Source organism: Pedobacter sp. MR2016-19, from assembly GCF_014947265.1.
Lineage (GTDB): Bacteria > Bacteroidota > Bacteroidia > Sphingobacteriales > Sphingobacteriaceae > Pedobacter.
Genome location: NZ_JADCNK010000024.1, coordinates 26502 through 41743 on the forward strand (window position 1 = coordinate 26502; position 15242 = coordinate 41743).

At 37.3% G+C, this 15242-nt stretch carries 14 protein-coding genes and 2 pseudogenes; 6 read left to right on the forward strand and 10 right to left on the reverse strand.

Annotated elements, in window-relative coordinates; all coding sequences use genetic code 11:
* Nucleotides 1–223 precede the first annotated feature (223 nt).
* Both IM793_RS21670 and IM793_RS21675 read left to right on the forward strand, forming a co-directional pair.
* Nucleotides 224–1477, forward strand: a complete 1254-nt coding sequence (locus tag IM793_RS21670) for a serine hydrolase (protein ID WP_370629846.1) — start codon at nucleotides 224–226, stop codon at nucleotides 1475–1477.
* A gap of 172 nt (nucleotides 1478–1649) precedes the next feature.
* Entirely contained in the window at nucleotides 1650–2354 is a 705-nt protein-coding gene (locus IM793_RS21675) for a head GIN domain-containing protein (RefSeq protein ID WP_193424995.1), read from the forward strand.
* Nucleotides 2355–2481: 127 nt separating this feature from the next.
* Here the strand turns inward: IM793_RS21675 and IM793_RS21680 are convergent, their stop codons facing one another.
* The 3 genes from IM793_RS21680 to IM793_RS21690 all read right to left on the reverse strand — a co-directional run bounded on the left by IM793_RS21680 (nucleotide 2482) and on the right by IM793_RS21690 (nucleotide 4714).
* The gene (locus IM793_RS21680; protein WP_193424999.1) at nucleotides 2482–2895 is read right to left on the reverse strand and encodes a hypothetical protein; all 414 of its coding nucleotides are present in this window, start codon (nucleotides 2893–2895) and stop codon (nucleotides 2482–2484) included.
* Nucleotides 2896–2987: 92 nt separating this feature from the next.
* A complete protein-coding gene (gene rlmD, locus IM793_RS21685; protein ID WP_193425002.1) occupies nucleotides 2988–4397 on the reverse strand; it encodes a 23S rRNA (uracil(1939)-C(5))-methyltransferase RlmD in 1410 nt (469 codons plus the stop codon).
* 206 nt (nucleotides 4398–4603) lie between these two features.
* Nucleotides 4604–4714, reverse strand: coding sequence for a hypothetical protein (locus IM793_RS21690; protein WP_025145553.1), 111 nt, complete (start codon nucleotides 4712–4714; stop codon nucleotides 4604–4606).
* Between the two features lie 366 nt (nucleotides 4715–5080).
* Here IM793_RS21690 and IM793_RS21695 point away from each other — a divergent pair, with 366 nt between their 5' ends.
* On the forward strand, nucleotides 5081–6475 hold the full coding sequence (locus tag IM793_RS21695) for a S41 family peptidase (protein WP_193425005.1): 1395 nt from the start codon (nucleotides 5081–5083) through the stop codon (nucleotides 6473–6475).
* Nucleotides 6476–6587: 112 nt separating this feature from the next.
* Entirely contained in the window at nucleotides 6588–7046 is a 459-nt protein-coding gene (locus IM793_RS21700) for a DoxX family protein (RefSeq protein ID WP_193425008.1), read from the forward strand.
* Nucleotides 7047–7276: 230 nt separating this feature from the next.
* Here the strand turns inward: IM793_RS21700 and IM793_RS25190 are convergent.
* Nucleotides 7277–7456: pseudogene (locus IM793_RS25190) on the reverse strand (DUF4143 domain-containing protein); the annotation flags it as partial.
* A gap of 260 nt (nucleotides 7457–7716) precedes the next feature.
* On the opposite strand from IM793_RS25190, the gene IM793_RS21710 reads away from it, so the two are divergent.
* Nucleotides 7717–9420 carry a M28 family peptidase gene (locus tag IM793_RS21710; RefSeq protein ID WP_193425010.1) on the forward strand — a complete coding sequence of 568 codons (1704 nt, stop codon included), beginning with the start codon at nucleotides 7717–7719 and terminating at the stop codon, nucleotides 9418–9420.
* A 1-nt stretch (nucleotide 9421) separates the two neighbouring features.
* On the opposite strand, the gene rhuM is transcribed toward IM793_RS21710, so the two are convergent.
* Nucleotides 9422–10414: a virulence protein RhuM/Fic/DOC family protein gene (gene rhuM / locus IM793_RS21715; RefSeq protein WP_193425013.1), complete on the reverse strand. Its 993-nt coding sequence runs from the start codon at nucleotides 10412–10414 to the stop codon at nucleotides 9422–9424.
* A 39-nt stretch (nucleotides 10415–10453) separates the two neighbouring features.
* On the opposite strand from rhuM, the gene crtD reads away from it, so the two are divergent.
* A complete protein-coding gene (gene crtD / locus IM793_RS21720; RefSeq protein WP_193425016.1) occupies nucleotides 10454–11941 on the forward strand; it encodes a 1-hydroxycarotenoid 3,4-desaturase CrtD in 1488 nt (495 codons plus the stop codon).
* A gap of 107 nt (nucleotides 11942–12048) precedes the next feature.
* On the opposite strand, the gene IM793_RS21725 is transcribed toward crtD, so the two are convergent.
* The 5 genes and pseudogenes from IM793_RS21725 to IM793_RS21745 form a co-directional block, all read right to left on the reverse strand.
* Nucleotides 12049–12552 carry a shikimate kinase gene (locus IM793_RS21725; protein ID WP_193425018.1) on the reverse strand — a complete coding sequence of 168 codons (504 nt, stop codon included), beginning with the start codon at nucleotides 12550–12552 and terminating at the stop codon, nucleotides 12049–12051.
* Nucleotides 12553–12572: 20 nt separating this feature from the next.
* Nucleotides 12573–12644, reverse strand: a pseudogene (locus IM793_RS25195) (hypothetical protein); the annotation flags it as partial.
* A 34-nt stretch (nucleotides 12645–12678) separates the two neighbouring features.
* Nucleotides 12679–13014 (reverse strand): hypothetical protein, encoded by a 336-nt coding sequence (locus tag IM793_RS21735; RefSeq protein WP_193425020.1) that lies wholly within the window; start codon nucleotides 13012–13014, stop codon nucleotides 12679–12681.
* Between the two features lie 3 nt (nucleotides 13015–13017).
* On the reverse strand, nucleotides 13018–14073 hold the full coding sequence (locus IM793_RS21740; protein ID WP_121287786.1) for an ABC transporter permease: 1056 nt from the start codon (nucleotides 14071–14073) through the stop codon (nucleotides 13018–13020).
* A gap of 2 nt (nucleotides 14074–14075) precedes the next feature.
* On the reverse strand, nucleotides 14076–15227 hold the full coding sequence (locus IM793_RS21745) for a BT_3928 family protein (protein WP_193425023.1): 1152 nt from the start codon (nucleotides 15225–15227) through the stop codon (nucleotides 14076–14078).
* Nucleotides 15228–15242: the final 15 nt, after the last annotated feature.

A 15242-nucleotide genomic window follows, 5' to 3' on the forward strand; every position in this document is an offset into this window, starting at 1 on the left:
AAACTATTTGAAAAATAATTTCAACTGCTTGCAACGTTTTCTCCTCCTCACCGTCTGATAATCCAATAGAACACGCAGGGAAAATGAAACATTCGAACAAAATAATTTTTTATATTTTTTTTTTCTATTAAGTCCGACTATCAATTATGCTCAGCATAATAGTCGTAGTAAAATACTCAAACACAATCGATCTGAAGAAAAAATCAAACTGTTAGAAGATCAAATAGCTGCCTGGCAAAAAGATTTAAATGTCCCAAATGTAGGCCTTGGCATAATACAAGATGGAAAGTTAATACATGCAAAAGTATATGGTCAGGATTCTACTGGGTCTCTAAAACCAGTCAATACACTTTTCAATGTAGCATCGGTAACTAAAGTGGTATTTTCAACGCTTGTACTAAAACTAATCGATAATGGCGATTGGCAATTAGATGAACCACTATATCATTATTATACCGATCCTGATATTGCATCTGATTCATTATCAAAAAAACTTACAACCCGCCATATCTTAAGTCATCAATCAGGATTTAGCAATTGGAGATGGATGAATGCATCAGGAAAACTTCAATTTGAATTTGCGCCGGGAACCAAATTTAATTATTCGGGAGAAGGGGTGGAGTATCTCAAAAAAGCCATAGAACATAAATTTCACAAATCTTTAGTTCAACTTTCAGACTCTATTTTATTTAAACCATTCGGTATGATCGACACCAAACATGAATGGGATGGTAAGCAAGATCTAAAAAGATTTAGCAGGTGGTATGATGCCAATGGAAAAGAATACACCAAAAGTAATTATGCTTCCGAACCAAGTGCTGCAGATGATCTGATCACAACAGTTACTGACCTTAGTAAATTTGGCATTGAAACTTTAAATGGTCTCCATATTTCTAAGCAATTATTTAACGAAATAATTAAAGGACAGGCTAAAATTAATCAGAATTTAATGCAGGGACTAGGTTGGCGACTAATTAAAGATTTACCCAATCATGAATATGCAATGGAACATGGAGGTAACGATGCAGGAGTAGCGGCAATTATCGTATTACTTCCAAAATCAAAATGTGGCATAATTGTATTAACCAATGGAGACAACGGGCAAATCATTTGCAATAACATTGTTAGATCTTTTTGGCCTGAAGGAACAGAAATCATACATAAAGCCCTCAAAAGTACACCACTAAATGACATCCCGAAAGTTTTTAATATAAGCGATGATATATTAAAAACCTATACAGGCAAATACATGAGGCCAGATGGCGAAGAGGTAAATATTTATAAAAAAGATAAGAATTTAATTTTAAAAACCATTGGTTTACCAACTTTCAATCTGTTCCCGCAAACACAGGAAATATTTTTTCTTTGGGATTTTGATCCAAAAATAATTTTTACAAAAAATGAAAAAGGTATTGTTGATACGCTTTTAATTAAAGACGGAGATAATATTCTAAAATGTACTAAAACGAATAAATAGTTTAAACTTCTTAAGAAGACAATTCAGGTTTTTCAACTATTTGAAAAATAATTCCCACTGCTTGCAACGTTTTCATCAGAGATGCGTCTAATGAATAACCAAAATACAAAATCGAAGCCATTATTGCACAATATTGCGTAATGAAGCTTCAGAATCATTTAACAAAACGACTATGAAAATCCTTACCAAATCATCCGCAATTTTATTTATAGTGCTAACAAGCTACATCGCTAAAGCACAGGAAACTAAAAGTTTCACGGTTAAAAATTTTAATAGTATCGGTGTAAGCAGTGGAATTGACTTGTACCTAACCCAAGGTGGTAGTGAGAGTGTGAGCATAAAATCAGATTCGGAAACATTAAAAGATATTATTGTTGAGCAAAGTGGCGGTAATGTTACCATAAAATTTAAAGACGGCATCAACTGGAGCGGTATGTTTAAAAACCGTACCATTAAAGCTTATGTAAGTTTCAAAAGCCTAAATGCAATTGCAGCATCCGGAGGGTCGGATGTTTTTACACAAAATCAGATCAAAACCGATAAACTTGCTATTCGCTCATCTGGTGGGTCAGACTTAAAACTAACGGTGGTTTGTAACGACTTATCCATCCAGTCAAGCGGCGGCAGTGATATCGATTTAAAAGGCAAAGCAGAAAATATGACCATTCAATCCAGTGGCGGTAGTGATATAGACGCTTATGAATTGATTACTGATTATGCAAAAGTGCAGGCTTCTGGTGGTTCTGATGTAAGTCTTTATGTAAATAAAGGCCTGGAGGCCAGTGCGAGTGGTGGTGGCGACGTGAGTTATAAAGGAAACGCTTCACTTAAAAAAACATCAAGCTCAAAAAGCGGAGATGTACACCACGTAAATTAAAAGTTTAGTTTAGTTAATAATATGCGCTGCTTTGTGGATGCAAAGCGGCACTTTTTTTAATATAGGTGATTGCACAGATTATGGTCATTAAAGGCTATAGTGAGAAAACCTTAAACCCTCAACCTTTCTACCCTCTACCTTTTTTATACGGATAATAAATAAAGTTGGCACCTTCAGGAACAACTACGAATACGCACATAAAATCTTCCGGTTTTTTATACACTTTTAAGAAGGGTTCTTTTTTCTCCTTACTGATGATTCCTTTTTCTACAAACTCTTCTAAAGTAGAAGCTTGTATCGTCCAATCGGTATTAAGTTCTTCTTTGTTTAAGATAAGTTCGCCAATGTTCACCTCATGTTGGTGCGCAATAAAAATAGGGTGGGCTGAAATGCCTTCAACCATAATTTCGATGGCTACTTCTTTAATCGCATCAGCATAAAACTCCAGGTCTTTTTCTAAGCTTACCAGCGGACTTTCCTGCTTCTTTTGTGTTGCTCCGTTCTCCTCGGGCGTTGCGCCTAATAATTCTTCTCTATCCATACCTAACTACTAATTGAATTTTGATTGAGTGAATTGTTGAATGTTAATGCCCAATTGCCTCATTCAATCCTTCACTCATTCAATCAATTCTATTACTTTAACCTTAACAATACTACATTTTCTACATGCTGCGTATGCGGAAACATATCCACAGGTTTAATGCGCACCACATCGTATTTCTCTTTCAGTAACTCTAAATCTCTTGCTTGCGTAGCCGCATTACAGCTTACATAAACAATTTTTTCAGATTCCATTTCCAGTAACCTTTGTACTACATCTGCGTGCATACCAGCGCGTGGCGGATCGGTAATAACCACATCTGGTTTACCATGCGCCAATATAAATTCTGAAGTCAGGATATCTTTCATATCGCCAGCATAAAAGATGGTATTATCGATCCCGTTTAATTCAGAGTTAAACTTCGCATCTTCAATTGCGGTTGGCACATATTCTACGCCTACTACCTGCTTCACGTTTTTTGCAATAAAATTCGCGATGGTACCTGCACCAGTATATAAATCATAAACCAGTTCGTCGCCTTTAAAACCGGCAAAATCCCTGGTGATTTTATATAATTCAAAAGCTTGCTCAGAATTGGTCTGGTAAAAAGATTTCACCCCGATTTTAAAACGGATGCCATCCATTTCTTCGAAAATATGATCACGACCGGAGAAAACCACCACATCCTGATCAAAAATGGTATCGTTTTTCTTTTGGTTAACGATATACAGCAAAGAAGTAATCTGTGGAAATTCATTTTGAAGAAAACCCATTAAACCATCAACCTGCTCTTGCTCCGGATAAGCGAAAACTACCGCTACCATTACCTCTCCGGTAGTGGAAGTGCGGATAATCAGGTTACGTAAAGCGCCTTCATGGTTACGCAGATCGTAAAAAGACAAACCATGATCAGAAGCATATTTACGCACCGAATTCCTGATCGAGTTAGAAGGCTCATCCTGCAGGTAACAGTGCTCAATGTCTAAAATTTTATCAAAACGCAAGGGTACGTGAAAACCTAATGCATTCATATCAAAATCCTCTTCGCGTTCCATATCGGTTTTTTCTAACCAACGTTTATTCGAAAAAGTAAACTCTAGTTTATTACGGTAATACCTGTTTTTTGCCGAACCAAGAATAGGTTCAGTTCCTGAGGTATCTATTTTACCTAAGCGTTGTAACGCAGCCTCAACATTTTTCTGCTTAAACTTTAACTGCGCATCGTAACCCATGTGTTGCCATTTGCAACCACCACAGGTTCCGAAATGAGGACAAAAAGGATCTGTACGGAGTTCCGATTTTGTATGCAGCTGCTCGATGATTGCTTCTGCAAAATTCTTTTTCTTTTTGGTCAACCGCACATCTACCACATCGCCAGGAACAGCTTTGTCAACAAAAATGACCAATTCGTCGGACTTGCCAACACCTTTTCCCTCTTCAGCAATATCGATTATATGTACGTTTGGAACAATAGTTACCGTACCGGGCTTTCTTCTACTCATTATTTTGCAAAGATAAGGCTAAAAGCTGAAAGAGGAAAGACCAAAGGCTAAAGACTAAAGATGAGTACTAAAGTTGGAATGAATATAAATAACTGCAAGACTAAAGCAGAATTAATGATCAAGATAAATGGTCTTTCAGAAAGATCAGGCAATACTTTTCCGTTCAGTTCAGAGTAACTGATTCAATATATTTTTGATTTTAAAAATTATTTTCCAAAAAATTTAAATGCAGCGCCCCAAAAGCCATCTAACCAATTAAATTTTAGGTCAAATTTTTCATCTACCTGTACAGAAAACTCTAATATTTCTTTGCTCATGATAAAAAACCTATCTATTTAAGCAATAATACCAAATTCATACCAAAAACCGAAACGGTATAGATTAATTTTATGTTAATTTTACATCAAATGGTTAAAAGCCGTCTCCATCAGAAAATTCAGTTTTGATCTGTATTGGCATCATCAGTTTCTATATCTCACCAACCGTACCCTCAACATTTTAGTACAAAGTGGCCACCAAATAGATCGCCGGGTGAAAGCAAGTTCTCATGCATTACTAAATTAGCCCTTTTTTGATACAAAGGCTTAATCATTAAACTTAGTTGCCATGTACACCAATAGATAACGGAGGTTAGATTTATTTTTTATACTTGTAGTCTGTTAAGCTTAATGATGCTATCCCCTATGAAATCCATCCTAACCAGTGTATTACTTTTATTCCTCTTTTCTTTTAACTCTTTTGCACAGCCTTGTAATTGCAGCCTGGAATTTAATTATGTTAAAGATAAAATTGAAAAAAATTATGCGGGTTTTAAAGATAAGGTGAATGCTAAAACAGAAGCTATCTATCATAAACGCACACAGGCTGCACTTGAGCAATCACAATCAATAACAACATCCGCGCAATGTATTTATTTAATTAATGAGTGGTTAACCTTTTTCAAAGATGGGCATATTCAAATAGGCAGAAACAGGATCTCGAAAGAAAGAGAAGAAACTAAATTACAAGAACGTATTCAAGCAATGGAACGCTTAAGCCTGTCAAGCCAGGAGCTCGCCGAGCTTAAAAACACAAAAGGGATTACGGGCATTTATTGGAATGAGGATTCCACATCCCGAATAGCAGTGATCAAAAACAAAACAAGCTTTCGGGATTATGCGGGGGTTGTCATTTCCTCAAAACCTGGCAAATGGTTGCCTGGACAGGTAGTGTTATCGCTTAAAAGCATCAAGGATACGCTTAAAGGCATTATGTATGATCGATATTATATTCCTACAAATGTGTTATTACAAATTAAAGGAAATACTTTAGGCACTTTTAAAAGAGAAGGAAGTAAGCAATCGTCAGCAGAGCCTGTTGGTGAAGCACCTGTCGCCAGTAAATCACTTTCCACAAAAACACTATACATAAAGATTAGCACATTTAATCAGCTGAATGCAAAGAACATAGATTCCTTGTTTAAAGCAAATCGATCTAACTTAAGTAAAATGCCCTATTTGATTCTTGACTTAAGAAATAATGGTGGTGGCGCTGATTTTGCTTACAGGCCCATAACGCCATATCTCTACACAAACACATTCAGAGAAATCGGTGCAGATGTACTGTCTACAGATGACAATATAGCAGGTTGGGCTGCAATAGCTACAACAAATGGCCTTCCACCTGATCAAAAGGTGTTTATTAGCAATGTCATTAAAAAAATGGAACAAGGTAAAGGTAAACTTGTCTCCTTCTCCGATGATAGCAATTTCAGTTTAGACAGCGTTACGCCCTACCCTCAAAAAGTAATCATTTTGATTAATAAAAACTGTGGAAGCACTACTGAAGAATTTCTCTTATTGGCTAAACAAAGTAGTAAAGTAACCTTAATGGGCGAGCATACCGCTGGTGTTTTAGATTATTCTAATATGAGAGGGGCAGATTTTAGCTGTATGCCTTACATGCTTTATTGGGCTACTTCCAGAAGCAGAAGAATTGATGCCGGGATAGCAATAGATAACGTAGGCATTAGGCCTGACAAAATTTTAAGACCCGAACAGAACTGGATTAATGAGGCGAAGGATTACGTTGAAAAGTAAATTCAATGTAGCTCACAAACCTACTGGCACTACCTGATTTTCAATATGTTATTTGATATTACGATATAAATCCGTAACTTAATATATCATTCACATAAAAAGGAGGTTCATTATGAACGTTATCCGTAAAATTGAACATTGGGGAGATGTTCATCACTCAAAATGGCTGGATTATCTTCGGATTGTACTTGGCCTGATCATTTTTGGAAAAGGTGTTTCTTTCGTTAGCGACACATCCGTACTCCAGAATATGATCACACAAAACAACGTATTCGGTTTTTCAGGCGTACTGATCAGTGTAGCCATTCACATTGTTGCCTTTGCACATTTAGTTGGCGGTATTTTGATTACGCTAGGCCTGGTTACCCGCTTTGCCGTCGTCATCCAGATCCCAATCTTACTGTTTGCCGTGTTTTTTGTTAACCTTACCCCGGGTTTTTCTACACCGAATTCTGAATTGTGGTTTTCAATATTGGTGTTATTTCTGCTGATTATGTTTTGGGTAGTAGGTTCAGGCCCGTTATCGGTTGATGAAGGGTTAAAACGTAAAACGGGCAAGCGTTACGCGTAGCTTATAAGCTTTTGCATCAATGCATGCAGTGACAGCGCTATGGCTCCGCCCTGCATTGCAAAGGTATCATTACCTGCATAAACAACAAAGCTACTACTGGGTTTTACTTCTTGACAAGCAAAGTAAAACCCCTTTGACAATGAAGGCGCAGAACTTCTTTTAATTTCTATTGCCCATTTTTCCGTATCTGAAAATTCCAGAATTAAATCTATTTCCGCACCTCCAGGTGTTCAATAGTAGTAGGTTTGCACTCCAGATGGAATTACAGACATAATATTTTCGATTACAAAGCCTTCCCAACTTCCACCTACTACGGGATGACCAAGTAGTTCATTATAACTTTTTATATTAAGCAAGGCATGAGTAAGGCCGCTATCTCTTACATATATTTTTGGTGATAGTACAAGTCGTTTTCCAACGTTAACTCAAGATATACATACATAGACTTAACCTGATCAATAAGGCTGATTGCCAATGTAGTACCTATTGACGGGAACCTAACAACACCACAACAGGGCTACGCAGAAGCTTCTTTAAGTATCGGTTCTAAATTTCGGAGAATGATGTATGCAAATCTAACATGCAATATTATATTTGCATACATGAATACTTGTTTAAATTGATAAAAAGATTCAAAAGCTATTGTTATATTTCGCTTTTACCAATGATCATGAAAACAAAGATACTTTTTGCACTGCTTTTTGCGGGAGTGGCATGTTATGCACAAAACCCAACAGATGAATATTTCAAGCTGACGCGGGCTGGTTTCATAGAAAAAAATGCCTACGAAACCACAGCTTTTGTAGAGAAATATTTCCGTGTACCCGGCAACACAGGTTTTAATGCCAGTATCCATTATGTAGAAAATATCCTTAAAAAAGCTGGTTTTGTAGAACAGAAACAGAATGAGTTTGAAGCTCCTTTAACTTATCGCATCGAAAAAAGGACGATGAAAAACAGCACCTGGGAACCTGTTGATGCCAATATTGATATTGTAGGTGAAGCACAGCCACTTATTTCTTACAAAACCAACCGCAACATGATTCCCATCAACTGCAGCTCAACTCCTCCTGATGGCATTACGGCCAATGTGGTTTACATCGAAAAGATAGCTCCGGCGGAGATAGAAAAGATGGATTTAAAAGGGAAAATCATGTTTTCAGAAAATAATCCGTCACGCTTACTTCAAATCGCAACCAAAGTCGGAGCCATTGGCGTTTTAGGCTATTCGATGCCAAAATACACCCAACCAGAGCTTCATCAAACTTCTATCCAGTTTGGCAGCATGAAAGCCAATAGTGAAGTATGGACGCTGCTCCTATCTTATGCTGCTAAAGAAAAACTAAAATCAGCTTGTTTAAAAGGTGAAACGAAATTGAAAGTAAATATCCAGACCAAAATATATCCTTCAGAAGAATTAACCATTGTAGCAAATGTTAGGGGCAGTGTAAGCCCTACTGAACGTTTTGTATTTAGCGCACACGTACAGGAGCCCGGGGCAAATGATAATGCGAGCGGCGTAGGTACATTGGCAGAAATGGCGAGACTAACTGCTGAATTATACCAGACAAAAAAGATCAATCCGAAGCGCAGCCTGACTTTTTTATGGGGTGATGAAATTGTGTCGACCAGAAGGTATATTACAGAAGATACTACGCGTGCTAAAGGCATTATGTGGGGAATGAGTTTAGATATGGTTGGCGAAGACACCCAAAAAACCGGAGGTTCTTTTCTGATTGAAAAGATGCCCGATCCATCTGCCATCTGGACAAGGGGAAAAGATAAACATACCGAATGGGGCGCCGGCGATGTTAGTGAAAAAGATCTTTTCCCACATTATTTCAATGACTTCATCTTTGATATCTGCAAGGCCCAGGGTAAATATGCAAACTGGACGGTTAACTATAATCCTTTTGAAGGCGGTAGCGATCACACTCCTTTTTTGCAAAATAAAATCCCAGGACTACTGATGTGGCACTTTACGGATGTATTTTACCATACGGATAACGACAGGATCGACAAAGTTTCGCCAACTGAAATGAAAAACGTTGGTATAAGTGGCTTAACAGCAGCGTATACTCTGATTTCGGCGGATGAAAACACGGTTATAGCTACTGTTTCGCAAGTTAAAGCAGATGCTTTGACACGCCTAAAAACTGAATTTGAGCTCAGCAAAAAAGCAATTGCTGATGGAAAAGCAGCAAATGACGAGAAGCATATTATTGAGGTTTGGTGCAAATGGTATGTTGATGCATTGGCAACCATCAATAAAATGCCCGTAAAAGCAGAAACCACAAAAGTAGGTTCGTCCATTAAATTTGCGACCAACGAGATCGAAAAACAAACGAAAGTGTATTTAGCCGAATTGAAGTAGGTTAGTTTTTATAGTTGATCAAATTAACAACTACTTTAACCATCATCTCTTTTTCTTTAGGATCACTTTCTGCGATGAGTAAGGTAAGCGCAACCAGCGCATTATCAGCAATTCTTTTTGTACCATCTTCGCGATAGAGCATTTTATTTTTATCCAGAAACCAAACAAATAAAAAGGCAGCGATCCGTTTATTTCCATCAGAAAATGAATGGTTTTTTACTACGAAATATAATAGATTGGCCGCCTTTTCTTCCATACTCGGATAAAGCTCTTCTCCATCAAATGTTTGATAAATCGTATATAATGAACTTTTAAATGATTGGTCTTTTTCATTTCCAAAAAGTTTGCTTCCACCAAATTTCACTCTCAAATCATCTATGGCTTCAAGTGCAGAATCGTACTCTATTTTAAAATCGCCTCTATTGCCAGAAACTTCATTTTCTAGCTGCTGATGATCGTAACGATCAAGAACATCTAAAGCATAAACATAATCTGTAAGAATTTTAAAAGTATCTTTTAGCTCATCATTATTAAGCAAGTGGTTATTTTGAACAGCACCAACCAACTTAATCGCCTGTTTTAATTCTATGAGTTGCTGGCTTTGCTCTTGTAATTTTTTATGATTTAAGGCATACCCATTTAATAGATAATCTTTTAAAATCTGATTGGCCCATATCCTGAATTTCGTTCCCTCTACCGATTTTACCCGATAGCCAACTGATATAATCACATCTAAAGAATAAAATTCGATTTCTCTGCTAACTGATCTATTGCCTTCTTTTTGAACTGTCAAGGATTTCTTGACAGTTGAACTTTTATCCAGTTCATTTTCACTAAATATATTCTTAATATGGAGACTTATATTCTGTTTAGTTTTATTAAAAAGCTGTTGCATCTGCTGCTGAGTAAGCCAAACAGTATCATTACCGAAAACCACTTCTATTGCCGGCAATCCCTCTTCATTTTTATAAATTATAATATCATCCTTAGTCATTGCCTTAAGTTAGTAAAATATTTATTCTATTTTCGCATTATGCCTAAACCAAAAGCCATAGTTATCGGTGCCGGAATTGCGGGAATTGCGTCTGCCATTCGCCTCTCTGTAAAGGGGTATGATGTTGAAGTTTTTGAAGCCAATTCGAAACCCGGAGGCAAACTAGGGGAAATAAAAATAAATGGTTTCAGGTTTGATGCCGGCCCAAGTCTTTTTACCATGCCCCAATATGTGGATGAACTTTTTAAACTGGCTGGAAAGAATCCTGAAGATTATTTTAAGTACATTAAACTAAAAGAAGTTTGCCGTTACTTTTACGAAGATGGTTTAAGGTTAAACGCTACCTCCGATCTTGATAAATTTGCAAGGGATATAGAAGAGAAAACCAATTCAACCGCAGCAGAAGTTGAGCATTTTTTAAAAAAGAGCGAGACAATCTACGAGGTTACTCATCGTGTATTTTTAGAAAGGAGTTTGCATAAACTTAAAAGTTACCTGCATTGGGATACTTTAAAATCGATATTCCGTTTTGGGCAGATTGATGCCTTTAGAACACAGGCCAGGGCTAACCAATCATTTTTTAAAGATGAGCGGATCACGCAACTTTTTAACCGGTATGCCACCTATAATGGCTCAAATCCATATCAGGCGCCAGCTACATTGAATGTAATTCCACATTTTGAATATCATTTTGGCGCTTTTATTCCAAAAGATGGCATGTATGGTATTGTTAAGGCTTTAATTAAGCTGGCTGAAGAACTGGGTACCCGGTTTCATTACAGCCAAAAAGTTGAAGAAATATTATACACCAATGAAAACAAACCTAAAATAAACGGGGTAAAAGTTAACGATAAAACCTACAAAACAGAGTTAGTGATCTCTAACCTTGACATCTGGTTTACTTACAAAAATTTACTTAAAGGCATAGCTGAACCTAAAAAATTATTAACCCAGGAACGCAGCAGTTCAGCATTGATTTTTTACTGGGGTATGGATGGGAACTACAGTGATTTAGGCTTACATAATATTTTCTTCGCTGAAGACTACCAAAATGAATTTAATGCCATCTGGAAAGATAAAACCATTTGCAATGATCCTACTGTTTACATAAATATCAGCGCTAAACACCTCAGAGGCGATGCGCCTGCAAATGCTGAAAATTGGTTTGTGATGATTAATGTACCTGCTAATACGGGACAAAACTGGGACCAGTTGATTAAGGAGTCAAGGACAAATATTATCAAAAAAATCAGCCGGATTCTGAACAGGAATATTGAAAAAGATATCATTTGCGAACAGATCCTGGATCCCCGGAGTATCGAAAGCAAAACCGGATCGTATCAGGGTTCTTTGTATGGCAACAGTTCCAACAATCAGTTTTCTGCTTTTTTACGACACCCCAACTTCAGTTCTAAGGTTAAAAATTTATACTTCTGTGGAGGAAGTGTACATCCGGGCGGAGGAATTCCTTTGGCATTGTTGTCGGCCAAGATCATTGATGATGATATTAGTTCAGTTGTTCATTAGTCATTGGTCAATAGTTTAATGGTTCATGGTCGATAGCTCATGAACTATAACTATATTAAAGCAATTAACCTACTACAGACTTAAGACCCGGAACTAAGGACTGCAGCCTAACGACTTCCCCTAATTGCTTCCTCTAACTTCTCTCCATCAAGATCAAATGCATCTATAATTATTTTCGCTTTTGTATAAAAAGGATCGCGCTCCTGAAGTTTTTCTTTAATGAATACCAAGAGTTGTTCATCATCCAAATCTTTAATCAAAGGGCGCTTTTGGCGGTTATGTAAACGTGAAACCAAAGCCGCAGGATTCATTTGCAGGTAAACCGTTTCGCCATGTGCATTCATCCATTCCATATTATCAAAGAAACAAGGCAATCCGCCTCCGGTAGCCACCACACAGGTTTCGGGATAATTGTATGTTTTAAGCATTTCACTTTCGTAATCCCTAAAACCGCTTTCTCCAAATTCTGCAAAATATTCGGCAATACTTTTACCAGTTTTCGAAACAATTTCGGCATCCAGGTCAATTACAGGACAATCTAAACGTTGTGCCAATTGTTTTGCTTTGGTGCTTTTGCCGCAGCCCATATATCCGATAAGGAAAATTTTCATCTAAAGTTCTTATAGCCGACCTATAACAAATGGTCGCGTTTTAACATAATATAATCGGTTACAGGCGGTGTAAAACCTGCCTTTTTTAATAAAGTTACAACCTGTCCGCGATGATAAGTAGAGTGATTAAATAAATGAAATTTCGTCTATGCGGTTTTCATATTGATCGCCTCTTGTATTAGTATATAAAATCCGTTTATCTAAAGGATGATTATTCAATGCTTCCCTGATCAGCCTGAAATTTTCTAAAGAAAGGCTTTCAAAATCCTCTGTTGAGTGGATATCCCAAACCCCATAGAGCGGTGTTTTGCCAGAAATCCGTTGTGCCCAAATATGCTGTGCATTAAGCACGTGACTGAACAAACGTTCTGCATCAGGCAACTCAATGGTTGCCAATTTAAAAATTTCGATGATGCGGGCATCGGCAAGCTGGGTATAATTTATAATTTCTTCCTCTCGCATAATCTAACTTAATTTAACTCTTGGATCGACATAAGCATATAAAATATCAACCAGGATATTAATGACTACAAATACGAAAGCGATAAAAAGAATTGAACCCATTACAACCGGAAAATCGGACATTTCTAAAGCGGTTACCGTTGTTCTTCCTAAGCCATTATAGCCGAAAATGTACTCTACAAAAAAAGAACCTGCCAATAAAGAGGCAAACCATCCTGAGATAGCGGTAATAACCGGGTTCATGGCGTTTTTTAAAGCGTGTTTATAAATTATGGCATTTCTACTTAAGCCTTTGGCCCTTGCAGTCCTGATATAATCCTGCGCCAAAACATCCAGCATGGCGCTTCTGGTAAGCTGTACTATAATGGCCAATGGCCTTAAACCCAGCGTTATCATCGGTAACCATAAATTTCTCAGGGTCAATACCTCACCATTAAAAGGATCGTAAGAATATAAGCTACCACTCATTTTTAAACCTGTGTAGTTGCTCAGCACAAATCCGAAAAGCCAGGCAATAATAATTCCCGCAAAAAAAGAAGGTGCAGATATCCCCAGGATGGCAAATGCATTTGCTGATTTATCAATCCATGAATCTTTATAAACCGCTGATAGCACACCCAAAAACACACCAATGATGGTGGCAAAAATCATGGCCGTTAAAGCAAGGATGAAGGTATTTGGTACGGTTTCAGAAAGGATTGCAGTTACATCGCGTTTGGTTTGGTACGAGCTCCGCAGATAGGGCCATTTTAATACCAGTACTTTTTTATCAAAAGCAATGAGTTTTGCATAATGGTATTTCTGCTGACTGGTACTATCGTTATCCACAATGCTGATTGGAGATAAATCGTTAATATATAAAATAAACTGCACAGGCTTTGATCGGTCTAAACCAAATTCTTTGCGAACTGCTTCAAGTGACTGAACATCGGCTCGCTGCCCCATTGTCATCCTTGCAGGATCGCCGGGCAAAATATTAAACAGCACAAAAACAACCAATATTACACCACCCATTACCAGTAGTCCATACATCAGTTTTTTCAGTGCGTATCCGATCATATTTATTTATCGAAATATTTTCTGCTTAACTGGTCAAAAGTTGGCACATTATGAAAATGCCATTTATTAATCACCACACCATTCTTCATTAACAAAACACCAGGATTTGCCCTTACCATGCTTTTTAAAGGCACTGCATCTGCATAAAACACTTCAGAAAACAAGTTGTTCTTTTTGATAAACGCCTGAGCATCCTGTGCAGAATTGGAAGTAAGCAAAACCGTACGGATATTAAACTGCTGTGTAGCATTAATGGCAAGTGCGTTTAATTTACCAATAGCTGCCTCATTTGTACTATGAAGATCGTAAGCCACAAAAATCAGATTATAGTATGGATTTTCGATCAGTTCCTTGGTATAATCAGTGCCTGAAGCGTCAGTAATATTCAAATCTTTGATTTTAGGCTCAAAGCCTTTTTTAAGCAGTCTTTTTGCCGGTTCACCAATAATTTCCCAATTTTCATCCTTCCAGATCTCAGTTTTAAGATAGGCTTTATCGCTCATATCTTTCTCCTCTTTGGTCTTTTTATTCTTGAGGTGGTACATGATTTCAAATTCATCAGGCTTTTCTCCCGGAGGAATTACCATTAATGAAGGAAGATGTGAGCCAACTTTATAAGGCAGAAAGTCAATAATCGGCAAAACATTGTAAGTATATAACCCAAAACCTAAGGATATAACCGTTACTGTAATAGCAATATTTCTCTGTGTAGCTTCTTTTTTAAATAATGGCTGAATAAGGTTTTTGTTTAAGAAAATCACAATAATCAGCGCCAAAAGGATCAGGTCTTTACTGAACGATTGCCAAGGCGTTAGCGGAATGGCATCGCCAAAACAACCGCAGCTGGTAACCACTTTAAATGCGGCAGAAATAAATGTTAACAGCGTAAAAAATATAATCAGCAACAATAAGCCCCAGGCTACTTTTTTACTCCAGAAACCCAATAACAATAACGCACCCAGCACAATTTCCAAAGTACAGAGCAAAATGGCTATACCTGTGGCCATACCGCTGAGGAAATTCATATGAAAAACTTCAAAATATTCCTGCAACTTATAACCAAAGCCAAGCGGATCGTTAGCTTTGATCAATCCTGAAAATATGAATAAAGCACCGACAAAAATCCTGGAGAATCTTAAAATTATATTTCGCATCTATATATTTATTTT